General features: G+C 72.3%; 17 protein-coding genes. 1 reads left to right on the forward strand and 16 read right to left on the reverse strand.

Annotation, left to right across the window (positions count from 1 at the left end):
• Positions 1–47: 47 nt before the first annotated feature.
• The 11 genes from lgt to hisI all read right to left on the reverse strand — a co-directional run bounded on the left by lgt (position 48) and on the right by hisI (position 9190).
• The gene (gene lgt, locus DC008_RS08550) at positions 48–1040 is read right to left on the reverse strand and encodes a prolipoprotein diacylglyceryl transferase (protein ID WP_108706438.1); all 993 of its coding nucleotides are present in this window, start codon (positions 1038–1040) and stop codon (positions 48–50) included.
• A gap of 86 nt (positions 1041–1126) precedes the next feature.
• The gene (locus tag DC008_RS08555; protein ID WP_055621572.1) at positions 1127–1900 is read right to left on the reverse strand and encodes a DsbA family protein; all 774 of its coding nucleotides are present in this window, start codon (positions 1898–1900) and stop codon (positions 1127–1129) included.
• Between the two features lie 120 nt (positions 1901–2020).
• Complete coding sequence (gene trpA, locus DC008_RS08560) at positions 2021–2839, reverse strand: tryptophan synthase subunit alpha (protein ID WP_108706439.1); 819 nt, start codon at positions 2837–2839, stop codon at positions 2021–2023.
• Complete coding sequence (gene trpB / locus DC008_RS08565) at positions 2836–4119, reverse strand: tryptophan synthase subunit beta (RefSeq protein WP_108706440.1); 1284 nt, start codon at positions 4117–4119, stop codon at positions 2836–2838. The genes trpA and trpB overlap by 4 nt, the downstream gene beginning before the upstream one ends.
• 191 nt (positions 4120–4310) lie before the next feature.
• Positions 4311–4478 (reverse strand): tryptophan biosynthesis modulator TrpM, encoded by a 168-nt coding sequence (trpM, locus tag DC008_RS35385; protein ID WP_164492273.1) that lies wholly within the window; start codon positions 4476–4478, stop codon positions 4311–4313.
• 20 nt (positions 4479–4498) lie between these two features.
• On the reverse strand, positions 4499–5308 hold the full coding sequence (gene trpC, locus DC008_RS08570; protein ID WP_108706441.1) for an indole-3-glycerol phosphate synthase TrpC: 810 nt from the start codon (positions 5306–5308) through the stop codon (positions 4499–4501).
• 135 nt (positions 5309–5443) lie between these two features.
• Positions 5444–5890 carry a DUF2752 domain-containing protein gene (locus tag DC008_RS08575; RefSeq protein ID WP_108706442.1) on the reverse strand — a complete coding sequence of 149 codons (447 nt, stop codon included), beginning with the start codon at positions 5888–5890 and terminating at the stop codon, positions 5444–5446.
• Between the two features lie 79 nt (positions 5891–5969).
• On the reverse strand, positions 5970–6221 hold the full coding sequence (locus tag DC008_RS08580; protein WP_055621577.1) for an HGxxPAAW family protein: 252 nt from the start codon (positions 6219–6221) through the stop codon (positions 5970–5972).
• 112 nt (positions 6222–6333) lie between these two features.
• Complete coding sequence (locus DC008_RS08585; protein WP_108706443.1) at positions 6334–6975, reverse strand: TIGR02234 family membrane protein; 642 nt, start codon at positions 6973–6975, stop codon at positions 6334–6336.
• A gap of 332 nt (positions 6976–7307) precedes the next feature.
• Positions 7308–8783, reverse strand: a complete 1476-nt coding sequence (locus DC008_RS08590; RefSeq protein WP_108706444.1) for an anthranilate synthase component I — start codon at positions 8781–8783, stop codon at positions 7308–7310.
• Between the two features lie 11 nt (positions 8784–8794).
• Positions 8795–9190, reverse strand: a complete 396-nt coding sequence (hisI, locus tag DC008_RS08595; protein ID WP_208645827.1) for a phosphoribosyl-AMP cyclohydrolase — start codon at positions 9188–9190, stop codon at positions 8795–8797.
• A 74-nt stretch (positions 9191–9264) separates the two neighbouring features.
• On the opposite strand from hisI, the gene DC008_RS08600 reads away from it, so the two are divergent.
• Entirely contained in the window at positions 9265–9900 is a 636-nt protein-coding gene (locus DC008_RS08600) for a TIGR03085 family metal-binding protein (protein WP_108706446.1), read from the forward strand.
• Positions 9901–9916: 16 nt separating this feature from the next.
• On the opposite strand, the gene hisF is transcribed toward DC008_RS08600, so the two are convergent.
• From hisF to DC008_RS35390, 5 genes are read right to left on the reverse strand one after another with little or no spacing between them, the layout of a single operon-like run.
• Positions 9917–10672 carry an imidazole glycerol phosphate synthase subunit HisF gene (gene hisF / locus DC008_RS08605; protein WP_055621582.1) on the reverse strand — a complete coding sequence of 252 codons (756 nt, stop codon included), beginning with the start codon at positions 10670–10672 and terminating at the stop codon, positions 9917–9919.
• Positions 10669–11073, reverse strand: a complete 405-nt coding sequence (locus DC008_RS08610) for a RidA family protein (protein WP_108706447.1) — start codon at positions 11071–11073, stop codon at positions 10669–10671. Before DC008_RS08610 ends, hisF begins: the two co-directional genes overlap by 4 nt.
• Positions 11070–11795, reverse strand: coding sequence for a bifunctional 1-(5-phosphoribosyl)-5-((5-phosphoribosylamino)methylideneamino)imidazole-4-carboxamide isomerase/phosphoribosylanthranilate isomerase PriA (gene priA, locus DC008_RS08615; protein WP_055621584.1), 726 nt, complete (start codon positions 11793–11795; stop codon positions 11070–11072). Before priA ends, DC008_RS08610 begins: the two co-directional genes overlap by 4 nt.
• A 4-nt stretch (positions 11796–11799) precedes the next feature.
• Positions 11800–12444, reverse strand: coding sequence for an imidazole glycerol phosphate synthase subunit HisH (gene hisH, locus DC008_RS08620; protein WP_208645828.1), 645 nt, complete (start codon positions 12442–12444; stop codon positions 11800–11802).
• Positions 12441–12599 (reverse strand): hypothetical protein, encoded by a 159-nt coding sequence (locus DC008_RS35390; RefSeq protein ID WP_164492274.1) that lies wholly within the window; start codon positions 12597–12599, stop codon positions 12441–12443. Before DC008_RS35390 ends, hisH begins: the two co-directional genes overlap by 4 nt.
• Position 12600: the final 1 nt, after the last annotated feature.

Consider the following 12600-nt stretch of genomic DNA (forward strand, 5'->3'; position numbering starts at 1 on the left):
AGGGCGCCCGGTCGACCGGGCGCCCTTCGTGAGATGACCGTCGGGGGTCAGCCCTTGCGAGCCGACTCGGCCTCGTCGCGCGGTTCCTTGGCGTCCTCGGACTCGGACGTGGCCTCGGACTCCGGCTTGGCCTCGTCGTCCGCCTCGGACGTCTTCTCGTCCTCGGTCGCGGCGTCGCTCTCCGTCTTCTTGTCAGCGGACGCAGCGCCTGAGTCGTCGTCGGCCGCACCGGGCTCGACGACGGCCTCACGCCCGGGCCGCTTCTTCGCCGACACCACGATGTAGGTCACGGCGAGCAGGAAGACCAGGAGCGCGGTCCAGTTGTTCAGCCGCAGGCCGAGGATGTGGTGGGCGTCGTCGACGCGCATGTACTCGACCCAGAACCGGCCGGCGCAGTACGCGGCGACGTACAGCGCGAACGCCCGGCCGTGGCCCATCTGGAAGCGGCGGTCGGCCCAGATCACCAGCAGGGCGACGCCGATGCACCACAGCGACTCGTACAGGAACGTCGGGTGGTAGAGGCCCGGGACCCGCCCGTCCGTGGAGGACGTGATCTCCAGCGCCCACGGCACGTCGGTGCGGCGGCCGTACAGCTCCTGGTTGAACCAGTTGCCCCAGCGGCCGAGGGCCTGCGCCAGGGCGATGCCGGGGGCGACGGCGTCGGCGTACGCGGGCAGCGGGATGCCGCGGCGGCGGCAGCCGATCCACGCGCCGACCGCGCCCAGCGCGATGGCACCCCAGATGCCGAGGCCGCCCTCCCAGATCTTGAGGGCGTCCACCCAGTCACGGCCCTCGCTGAAGTACAGCTCGTAGTCCGTGATCACGTGGTAGAGGCGTCCGCCGATCAGGCCGAACGGGACGGCCCAGACGGCGATGTCCGCGACCGTGCCGGCCCGCCCGCCCCGGGCGACCCAGCGCCTGTTGCCGAGCCAGACGGCTACGAAGACACCGATGATGATGCAGAAGGCGTAGCCGCGCAGCGGAATGGGACCGAGGTGGATCACCCCGCGCGACGGGCTGGGAATGTAGGCAAGTTCCATGGCAAGGTCGACGCTACCCTGCCGGGCGGCACCGATGTCGGGCAGCCCGGCTACGGGTCCATAACAGGCCGTGCCCGTACGGGCGCTCAGCCCTTCGCGTTCGCCTCCACCATCTGCTTGAGCTTGGCGGGCGTCATCGTCTGGTCCTGGTAGATGTTCTTGCCGTTCAGCAGGACGGTGGGGGTGCCGCTGAAGCCGCCCGACTTGAAGGCGTCGTTGGACTTCTCCACCCAGCCGTTGTGCGTGCCGTCCTCGACGCACGTGCGGAAGGCCGGCGTGTCCAGGCCCTCCACCTTGCGGGCGAGCTCCAGCAGCTTGCTGTTCTCACCGAAGGCGTCGTCGATCTCCGGCGGCTGGTTGCGGTACAGCACGTCGTGGTACTCGACGAACTTCCCGGCGTCCTGGGCGCAGGCCGCGGCGTTCGCCGCGTTGCGGGAGCCGGTGCCGCCCATGTTGCCGTCGATGATCGTCGCCAGGTGGTACTCGACCTTGAGCTTGCCGGAGTCGGTCAGCCCGTGGATCGTCGAGCGGTAGGCGTCCTCGAAGGACTTGCAGGCCGGGCAGCGGAAGTCCTCCCAGACCGTGAGCGTCGAGGGGGCGCTCGCCTCGCCGACCGGGATGGCCAGCCCGTCCTTGCCCTGGGCTCCGGAGGGGCCGACGACCGGCCCGGCGTCATTGCCGCTGTCCTTGCCGGCGTTGGCGGCGACGACCCCGATCACGGCGGCGAGGCCCAGTACGCAGACGACGCTCGCGCCCACGATCAGTGTGCGCCGCCGCCGGTCGGCCGCCTTCTGCTTCTCCCGCTCGACCGCCAGCCGCTCCCGGGCGGTCCGCTTCGCGTCTCGATTCTTTTCGCTCACAACCGCAGAAACGAACCGGGGAGGCGCACCGCGCCTCCCCGGTCCCAGGTCCACCCGTTCGAGCGACTCGTACGGAAGGCCCTTCTTCCGACGATGTCCCGCGCCCGGCGCGGGAGCCGGTCACGTCCGCCGGCGCACGCCCTTCGCCAGCTCGCCCGCGAGTTCCCGGACGGCCTCGACACCGGCCGCGTCGTCCGGCGCGTCCAGCATCCGCTTGACGAAGGCCGATCCGACGATCACGCCGTCCGCGAACCCGGCGACCTCGGCGGCCTGCTCGGCGTCGGAGACACCGAGGCCGACGCAGACGGGCAGGCCGGTCCCGGTCGCCCGGGTGCGCTCGACCAGGTCGTGCGCCTGCGCGCCGACGGACGCACGGGTGCCGGTGACCCCCATCAGCGAGGCGGCGTAGACGAAGCCGCTGCCCACCGCGGTGATCTGGGCGAGCCGCTCGTCCTTGCTGCTGGGCGCCACGACGAACACGGTCGCCAGACCGTGCTTGTCGGCGTGCTCCCGCCACAGCGCGGACTCCTGCACGGGCAGGTCGGGCAGGATGCAGCCGGCGCCGCCCGCCTCGGCCAGCTCGGCGGTGAACCGCTCGACGCCGTAGCGGTCGATGGGGTTCCAGTACGTCATGACGAGGATCGGCTTGCCGGTGGCCGCGTGGGCCTCCCGGACCGTGCGCAGCACGTCGGCGATCTTGACCCCGCCGCGCAGGGCGATGTCGTCGGCGGTCTGGATGACCGGGCCGTCGAGCACCGGATCGCTGTGCGGCAGACCGACCTCCACGACGTCGGCGCCGCCCTCCAGGACGGCCTTGATCGCCGCGATGCCGCCGTCCACGGTGGGGAAGCCGGCCGGCAGATAGGCGATCAGCGCGGACCGGTCCTCGGCCTTGGCGGCGGCGAGGGTGTCCGACAGCAGTTGGATGTTCCCGCTCACTTGGCGTCCCCCTCGATCTCCGCGACGTCGGCCTCGTCGGCGGCGACCTCGGCGTCGGTGTCGTACAGCCCGAAGTAGCGGGCGGCGGTGTCCATGTCCTTGTCGCCGCGGCCGGAGAGGTTGACGACGATCAGCCCGTCCGGGCCGAGTTCCCGGCCGACCTCCAGGGCGCCGGCGAGCGCGTGGGCGCTCTCGATCGCCGGGATGATGCCCTCGGTGCGCGACAGCAGGCGCAGGGCCTGCATGGCCGCGTCGTCGGTGATCGCGCGGTACTCGCCACGTCCGCTGTCCTTGAGGTAGGAGTGCTCGGGCCCGATGCCCGGGTAGTCCAGTCCGGCGGAGATGGAGTACGGCTCGGTGATCTGGCCCTCGTCGTCCTGGAGGACGTAGGAGCGGGAGCCGTGCAGGATGCCGGGCTCGCCCGCGGTGAGGGTGGCCGCGTGCTCGCCGGTCTCGACGCCGTGCCCGGCGGGTTCGCAGCCGATGAGACGGACGTCGGCGTCCGGGATGAAGGCGTGGAAGAGGCCGATGGCGTTGGAGCCGCCGCCGACGCAGGCGATGGCCGCGTCGGGCAGGCGTCCGGCGCGCTCCAGGATCTGGCGGCGGGCCTCGACGCCGATGACCCGGTGGAAGTCGCGGACCATGGCGGGGAACGGGTGCGGACCGGCGACCGTGCCGAACAGGTAGTGGGTGTGGTCGACGTTGGCGACCCAGTCGCGGAACGCCTCGTTGATGGCGTCCTTGAGGGTGCGGCTGCCGGACTTCACGGCGATGACCTCGGCGCCGAGCATGCGCATCCGGGCCACGTTGAGGGCCTGGCGCTGGGTGTCGATCTCGCCCATGTAGATCGTGCAGTCGAGGCCGAACAGCGCGCAGGCCGTCGCGGTCGCGACACCGTGCTGGCCCGCGCCGGTCTCGGCGATCACCCGGGTCTTGCCCATGCGCCTGGTGAGCAGGGCCTGGCCGAGCACGTTGTTGATCTTGTGGGAGCCGGTGTGGTTCAGGTCCTCGCGCTTGAGGAAGATCCGGGCGCCCCCGGCCTCTGCGGCGAACCGGGGCACCTCGGTGAGGGAGCTGGGCCGGCCGGTGTAGTTGACCAGCAGGTCGTCGAGCTCACGGGCGAACTCGGGGTCGTGCTTGGCCTTGTCGTACTCGACGGCCACCTCGTCCACGGCGGCGACGAGGGCCTCCGGGATGAACTTGCCGCCGAAGGCTCCGAAGTAACCTTCGGGCGTGGGGACCTGACCCTCCGGGTCGGGGATGAAGAAGTCGCTGGGCATGCGGAAACCTCACGGTGAGTGTGCCGAAAAAACACTGAGCGCCGTGGGGCGGGAGGCTGTCGGTCGGCTGCGGCAGCGTCGTGGCTGGTCGCGCCCGCGCGGCGGTGGCCGCACATCGACAAGGGCCCCGCGCCCCTAGGTCGTGTCCGTGAAGTCGCGTCGGCCGGCAGGCGCGACTTTGCGGACACGGCCTAAGAGGGGCGCTGCCATCGGCGGCCGTTGACCTGCCCGGGTTCGTCTCCGATGACGTAGCGCACGCGACGGCCGTGGACCCGGCGGGCCGGGGCTCGGCAGCCACGGGGGCGGCAGCCCCGCGCGAGGCGGGCGTACCGGTCCGTGGTGGTCGTCGTGAGCGTCATCGCGCCGATTCTATCGGTGCTCAGCCGCGGCCGTGCCGCAGCGCCGGGTGCTCGCCCGCAGCCACCAGGTCGGAGACCGCGGTCTTCGGGTCCTTGCCGGTGACGAGGGACTCGCCGACCAGGACCGCGTCGGCGCCGGCGTTGGCGTACGCGATGAGGTCGTGCGGGCCGCGGACGCCGGACTCGGCGATCTTGACGAGGCTGTCCGGGATCTCGGGCGCGACGCGCTCGAAGGTGCCCCGGTCGACCTCGAGGGTCTTGAGGTTGCGGGCGTTGACGCCGATGATCTTGGCGCCGGCGTCGACCGCGCGGTCGACCTCGTCCTCGTCGTGGACCTCGACGAGCGGGGTGAGCCCGATGGACTCGGCGCGCTCGATGAGGGACTCCAGGGCGGCCTGGTCGAGGGCCGCGACGATCAGCAGGGCGAGGTCGGCGCCGTACGCGCGGGCCTCCCACAGCTGGTACGACGTGACGATGAAGTCCTTGCGCAGGACCGGGATGTCCACGCGGGCGCGGACGGCCTCCAGGTCGGCCAGCGAGCCGCCGAAGCGGCGCTGCTCGGTGAGGACGGAGATGACGGCGGCGCCGCCCGCCTCGTAGTCCGCGGCGAGTCCGGCCGGGTCGGCGATGGCGGCCAGCGCGCCCTTGGACGGGCTGGAGCGCTTGACCTCGCAGATGACCTTGACTCCGTCGCCGCGGAGCGCGGCGACACCGTCCTTGGCCGCGGGGGCCTTCGCCGCGCGCTCCTTGAGCTCGTCGAGGCTGACGCGCGCCTGCCGCTCCGCGAGGTCGGCACGGACTCCGTCGATGATCTCGTCGAGCACACTCACGCGAGCGGCCCCCTTCCAGACGGTTGGCTGAGAAAGCGGTTCAAAACCGATGGTCACTGCGATGGTAGCCGCAGGCGGGCCGAGCCCTCGCATCCGGTTGACGTCGGTCCCAGTACCTGGACGTCCCACGGTTGATCAAGGGTGCAGCCAGCCACCGAACGGCGAGTTCCGGACAACGGTGAAGACCAGCGTCAGAGCGCCGGCCGTCCACAGGTGCGCCGGGCCGAGGTCGATCCGCAGCGGGCGCCCGCGTGTCGCGCGGACCACCCAGACGGTCCACAGCACGGCGAAGAGCGCGTATCCCGCCACGGCGAGGACGTTGGCCTGGAGCGCGGCGGCGAGGTCGCCGTGCACGACGGCGTGCGCGCTGCGCAGTCCGCCGCAGCCCGGGCAGAAGATCCCGGTGTACTCCAGCAGGGGGCAGGCCGGGTAGTGGCCCGGTTCGTTGGGGTCGACCGCGCCGACGTACACGAAGGCCCCGGCGACGGCCGCGAGCAGGCCGGCCGGGACGGCGAGGCGGCGGGCGAGGGCGGCCGCGCCGGGCGCCGGCGTCCCGAGGCTGTCGGTGTCCACGTCGAGCATTGTGCCCCGCACAGGCGTGAGGGGCGCCCCCGGGCACGTCCGTCGGTGCCGGGTCGCCCCTCGGTGCGTCGCGCGGTGGTCAGCCCTTGGCGCCGGCCGCCTGGCGCTCCTCGGTGGTGAGGTGCGGCTCGTGGGCGTCCTTGGGCTGGCCCAGCCCCATGGCGCTCATGACCCAGCCGACGATGCCGCCGAGGATCACGACGCCCATACCGGCCCAGAAACCCGCCGGCTGGGCCATCACCATGAAGGCGCCCGCCACGCAGAACCCGATGAAGGCGATCGTGACACCGGTCCAGGCGGCCAAAGTGTGACCGTGGCTGCTGCCCGCCATTGCTTGCTCCTCGTTGCTGTGTACGTGTCGTACGTGGGGTGAGCCGGTCGCTCCCGGTCATTGTCCCGCACGCGCGCGCGTGCGGTCATCGGGGGTCGCGGCCGGGCGGACGTCAGGCTCCGGTCGGGTCCTCGCCCCGGTCGAGCGCCTTCCAGATCTCCTCCGGGCGGTCGGGGTCGGCGGGGCGGGCCGCGCGGCGCGGGCGCGGTGCGCCGTTGCGCTCGTAGCGGCCGGACATGCCGGGCCAGATCCGGCCGTAGCGCAGGGCCAGGAGCCCGGCGAGCAGGATCAGGGCGCCCCCGACGGCGGCGGCGTACGGCCAGGCGGTGTGGGTGAGGGACTGGACGGTGGCGGCGGTGTCACCGGAGACGCGGGCGGCCTGCTCGTCCAGCGCGGAGCTGTCGGAGGCGCCGAGCAGGGCGGCGGCGACGGTGCCGGCGCCGGACAGCGCGAGCAGCGCGGCGACCAGGACGCGGCCGGCCCGGCGGACGGCGAAGACGGCGACCAGCGCGGCGAGCCCGACTATCGCGAGGGCCGCGGGGACGCCGGTGACGTCGCTGCCCTTGGCGGTGAGCGGGAACGAGCCGCCGGCTACCGCGGCGGTGCCCTCCGACCAGCGCTGCCGGGTGGCGAGCAGGGCCACGGCCGCGCCGGCCGCCCCGCTCAGCAGGGCGAGGGCGAGACTCAGACGGCCCGCGCGGGCGGAGCCCGGGGCTTCGGAACGGGGGTGAGGAACAGCAGTCACGTACTCCACTATCACCCGAACCCCGCCCGAACGGTGACCCGGGGTTCGGGTGACTGACACCACGTGGCCGCCCGGAGCGCTCAGGGCCTTTCGTTCGGATCATCCCGGCGTCGCGGGCTGATCCATACGAAAGGTCCTAGGTCGTGTCCGTAAAGTCGCGTCGTCCGCCCGTAGGGCGGGCCGAGCGGCGTCCGGTGCGTGCTCTGGGGGTACCCCCTGCTCGAAGAGCTGGGGGGAGCGCCGGACGGGCTCCCGCGTACTGGTTGTACGCGGGTGGCCGGCCGGTGCGGCGAGAGGGCGTGCCGGGCGTCGAACGGCAGGCGGGACTTTGCGGACACGGCCTAGGCCAGCCGGTTCGCGGTGTGGACGGCGCGCAGGACGGCTGCCGCCTTGTTGCGGCACTCGGTGTCCTCGGCGACCGGGTCGGAGTCGGCGACGATGCCGGCGCCCGCCTGCACATAGGCCGTGCCGTCGCGCAGCAGGGCCGTACGGATGGCGATGGCGGTGTCGGAGTCGCCGGCGAAGTCGAGGTAGCCGACGCAGCCGCCGTACAGGCCACGCCGCGACGGTTCGAGTTCGTCGATGATCTGCATCGCGCGGGGCTTGGGCGCGCCGGAGAGGGTGCCGGCCGGGAAGCAGGCGGTGAGGACGTCGAAGGCGGTGCGGCCCTCGGCGACCTTTCCGGTGACCGTCGAGACGATGTGCATGACGTGGGAGTAGCGCTCGATCGACATGAAGTCGACGACCTCGACGGAGCCGGGCTCGCAGACCCGTCCGAGGTCGTTGCGCCCGAGGTCGACGAGCATCAGGTGCTCGGCGCGCTCCTTGGGGTCGGCGAGCAGGTCGTCGGCGAGCGCCTGGTCCTCCTGCGGGGTGGCCCCCCGCCAGCGGGTGCCGGCGATCGGGTGGACCATGGCCCGCCCGTCCTCGACCTTGACGAGCGCCTCCGGCGAGGAGCCGACGACGTCGAACCCGTCGAACCGGAACAGGTACATGTACGGCGACGGGTTGGTCGCCCGGAGCACCCGGTAGACGTCCAGCGCGCTCGCGGTGCACGGCGTCTCGAAGCGCTGCGAGGGGACGACCTGGAAGGCCTCGCCGGCCCGGATGCGCTCCTTGATGTCCTCGACGGCGGCCTGGAAGTCCTCGCCGCCCCACAGCGCGGTGTACTCGGGCAGCTCGGAGGGCGGCAGGACGGCGGGCGGCTGGGCGACCGGGCGGGTGAGGTCGGCCTGCATGGCGTCGAGGCGGGCGACGGCGTCGGCGTAGGCCTCGTCGACGCCGGAGTCGAGGTCGTTGTGGTTGATCGCGTTGGCGATCAGCAGGACCGAACCCTCCCAGTGGTCCATGACGGCGAGGTCGCTGGTGAGGAGCATGGTCAGCTCGGGCAGCCCCAGGTCGTCGCGCTCGCCGGGGCCGATCTTCTCCAGGCGGCGCACGATGTCGTAGCCGAGGTAGCCGACCATGCCGCCGGTGAAGGGCGGCAGGCCGTCCTGGTGCGGGGTGTGCAGGGCCTCGATGGTGGCGCGCAGCGCGGCGAGCGGGTCGCCGTCGGCGGGGACGCCGACCGGCGGGGTGCCGAGCCAGTGGGTCCGGCCGTCGCGCTCGGTGAGCGTCGCGGCGGAGCGCACGCCCACGAAGGAGTACCGGGACCAGGAGCGGCCGTTCTCCGCGGACTCCAGCAGGAAGGTGCCGGGGCGCTCGGCGGCCAGCTTGCGGTAGAGGGCGACCGGGGTGTCGCCGTCGGCGAGGAGCTTGCGGGTGACCGGGATGACGCGCCGGTCGGTGGCCAGCTTGCGGAAGGTCTCGAGGTCCATGGCCGCCGACCCTACTGATCCGCGGTGGCGGCGTCGCCGAGGAGGACGTCCGCGTCGAAGCAGGTCCGGGCGCCGGTGTGGCAGGCGGCGCCGACCTGGTCGACCTGGACGAGGAGCGTGTCGGCGTCGCAGTCCAGGGCGACCGACTTCACCCACTGGACGTGGCCGGAGGTGTCGCCCTTGACCCAGTACTCCTGCCGGCTGCGCGACCAGTAGGTGCAGCGGCCGGTGGTGAGCGTGCGATGCAGCGCCTCGTCGTCCATCCAGCCGAGCATCAGCACCTCACGGGTGTCGTACTGCTGGGCGATGGCCGGCAGGAGCCCGTCCGCGCTGCGCTTGAGGCGTGCGGCGATCTCGGGGTCCAGCCCACTGGACGGGCGGGGCGTGCTGGTGGTCATGCCTGCCATTGTGCCGCGCGCGGCGGGCTGCTCCGGGCGGGCGTCCACTGGGCGGACCCGGTACGCGGTCGTAGGCTGACACCATGTCGACCTTCGCACAGCGTGAACGACTCCTCCTCGCCGACCTCTTGGAGGCCGAGGGCCCCGAGGCCCCGACGCTCTGCGAGGGCTGGCGCACCCGTGATCTCGCGGCGCACGTGGTGGTGCGCGAGCGCCGGCCCGACGCGGCCGCCGCCATGCTGATCAAGCAACTCGGGCCGCGCCTGGACAAGGCGATGGAGGAGTTCGCGGCCAAGCCGTACGAGGAGCTGATCCAGCTCATCCGTACCGGCCCGCCGCGTTTCTCGCCCTTCCAGCTCAAGCAGATCGACGAGGCGTCGAACACCATCGAGTTCTACGTCCACACGGAGGACGTGCGCCGGGCGCAGCCCGACTGGACGCCGCGTGAGCTGGACCGGGTGTTCCAGGACGCACTGTGGTCCCGGCTGGAGCGGGCCGCCCGTCTGATGGGCCGCGGCGCGCCCACGGGCCTGGTGCTGCGCCGCCCCGACGGCCAGACGGTCGTCGCCCACCGGGGCACGCCGGTCGTGACGGTGACCGGCGAGCCCTCGGAGCTGCTGCTGTTCTCCTACGGCCGGCAGAGCGCGGCGAAGGTCGAGCTGGACGGCGACAAGGACGCGATCGCCAAGCTGCACGAGACGAAGCAGCTCGGGATCTGACGCCTGAGGGCGCCGGTCAGCGGACCGGGTGTCCGGCCTCCCGCAGCGCGTCCTTGACCTGGCCGATCCTGAGGTCGCCGAAGTGGAAGACCGACGCCGCGAGCACCGCGTCGGCGCCCGCCTCGACGGCCGGGGTGAAGTCGGCGAGCTTGCCGGCGCCGCCGGAGGCGATCACGGGGATCGTGACGTGCTTGCGCACGGCGCGGATCATCTCCAGGTCGTAGCCGTCCTTGGTGCCGTCGGCGTCCATCGAGTTCAGCAGTATCTCGCCGGCACCCAGCTCGGCGGCCTGGTGCGCCCACTCGACGGCGTCGATGCCGGTGCCCTTGCGGCCGCCGTGGGTGGTGACCTCGAAGGTGCCCTCGGGGGTGCGGCGCGCGTCGACGGAGAGGACGAGCACCTGCCGGCCGAACCGCTCGGCGATCTCCCGGATGAGGTCCGGGCGGGCGATGGCGGCCGTGTTGACGCCGACCTTGTCGGCGCCGGCGCGCAGCAGCTTGTCGACGTCCTCGGCGGTGCGCACGCCCCCGCCGACGGTCAGCGGGATGAACACCTGCTCGGCGGTGCGGCGCACGACGTCGTAGGTGGTCTCCCGGTTGCCGGAGGACGCGGTGATGTCCAGGAACGTCAGCTCGTCGGCGCCCTCGGCGTCGTACACCTTGGCCATCTCGACGGGGTCGCCCGCGTCGCGCAGGTTCTGGAAGTTGACTCCCTTGACGACCCGGCCGTTGTCCACGTCCAGGCAGGGGATGACTCGGACCGCCAGGGTCATTGATCCACGGCTCCTCTGTATGCCTCTAGCTCTACTTCGACCAGGATGCGCGGGTCGACGAAACCCTCCACGACCAGCAGGGTCGAGACGGGGCGCACCGCGTCGAAGATCTCCTTGTGGGCGCGGCCCACCTCGTCGATGTCCCGCGTGTGGCTCAGGTACATCCGGGTGCGGACGACCGACTCGGGGCCGAGGCCGAAGGCGGCGACCGCCTCCAGCGCGCCGGTGAAGGCCACCTTGGCCTGTTCGTACGGGTCGCCCTCCCCGTACAGGGTCGGTCCCCGGAAGGCGGTGGTGCCGCCCACGAGGACGCGGTCGCCGGCCGCGACGGCGCGTGCGAACCCGAAGGGCTCCTCCCAGGGGCTGCCGCTCTGCACGCGCCGCACGGGCTCGGACGTCATGACGACACGGCCTCCAGGGCCTCTTCCAGGGTGAACGCCTTCGCGTACAGGGCCTTGCCGACGATGGAGCCCTCGACGCCGAGCGGGACGAGTTCGGCGATGGCCCGCAGGTCGTCCAGGGAGGACACGCCGCCGGAGGCGACGACCGGGCGGTCGGTGGCCGCGCAGACGTTCTTCAGCAGCTCCAGGTTGGGGCCCTGGAGGGTGCCGTCCTTGGCGATGTCGGTGACGACGTAGCGGGCGCAGCCCTCCTTGTCGAGGCGCTCCAGCGTCTCGTAGAGGTCGCCGCCGTCGCGGGTCCAGCCGCGGCCGCGCAGGGTGGTGCCGCGGACGTCGAGGCCGACGGCGATCTTGTCGCCGTGCTCGGCGATGACCTTGGCGACCCACTCGGGGCTCTCCAGGGCGGCCGTGCCGAGGTTGACGCGGGTGCAGCCGGTGGCGAGCGCGGCGGCGAGGGTGTCGTCGTCACGGATGCCGCCGGACAGCTCCACCTTGATGTCCATGGCCTTCGCGACCTCGGCGATCAGCTCGCGGTTGTCGCCGGTGCCGAAGGCGGCGTCCAGGTCGACCAGGTGCAGCCACTCGGCGCCGGAGCGCTGCCAGGCGAGGGCGGCCTCCAGCGGGGAGCCGTAGGAGGTCTCGGTGCCGGACTCGCCGTGCACGAGGCGGACGGCCTGGCCGTCACGGACGTCGACGGCGGGGAGGAGTTCGAGCTTGGCCATGTCTCTACAGGCTTCCGATCCAGTTGGTGAGCAGCTGGGCTCCGGCGTCGCCGGACTTCTCGGGGTGGAACTGGGTGGCCCACAGGGCGCCGTTCTCCACGGCGGCCACGAAGGGCTCACCGTGCGTCGACCAGGTGACCTTGGGGGCGGTCATCAGCGGGTTCTCGGTCTGCAGGCTCCAATGGTGCACGGCGTAGGAGTGCACGAAGTAGAACCGGGCGTCGGCGTCCAGGCCGGCGAAGAGCTCGCTGCCGGGGGCCGGCTCGACGGTGTTCCAGCCCATGTGGGGCACGATGTCGGCCTGCAGCGGCTCGACGGAGCCCGGCCACTCGCCGAGGCCCTCGGCCTCGACGCCGTGCTCGATGCCGCGCGCGAACAGGATCTGCATACCGACGCAGATGCCCATGACGGGACGTCCGCCGGACAGCCGCCGGTCGATGATCCAGTCGCCGCGGGCGTCGGTGAGCCCCTGCATACAGGCGGCGAAGGCGCCGACGCCGGGCACGAGCAGTCCGTCGGCGTTCATGGCCTTGTCGAAGTCACGGGTGATCTCGACGTTCGCCCCGGCGCGGGCGAGGGCCCGCTCGGCGGAGCGCACGTTGCCGAAGCCGTAGTCGAAGACCACGACGTTCTTGGCGGTCAATTTCACACCTCCAGCCTCAGGACGCCGGCGACGAGGCACAGCGCGGCGCTGACGGAGAGCAGCACGATGAGGCTCTTGGGCATCTGCTGCTTGGCGAACGAGATGATGCCGCCGACCAGGAAGAGGCCGACGACGATCAGGATGGTGGACAGCCCGTTCATG

The organism is Streptomyces nigra, from assembly GCF_003074055.1.
In the GTDB taxonomy this organism is placed as follows: Bacteria; Actinomycetota; Actinomycetes; order Streptomycetales; family Streptomycetaceae; genus Streptomyces; species Streptomyces nigra.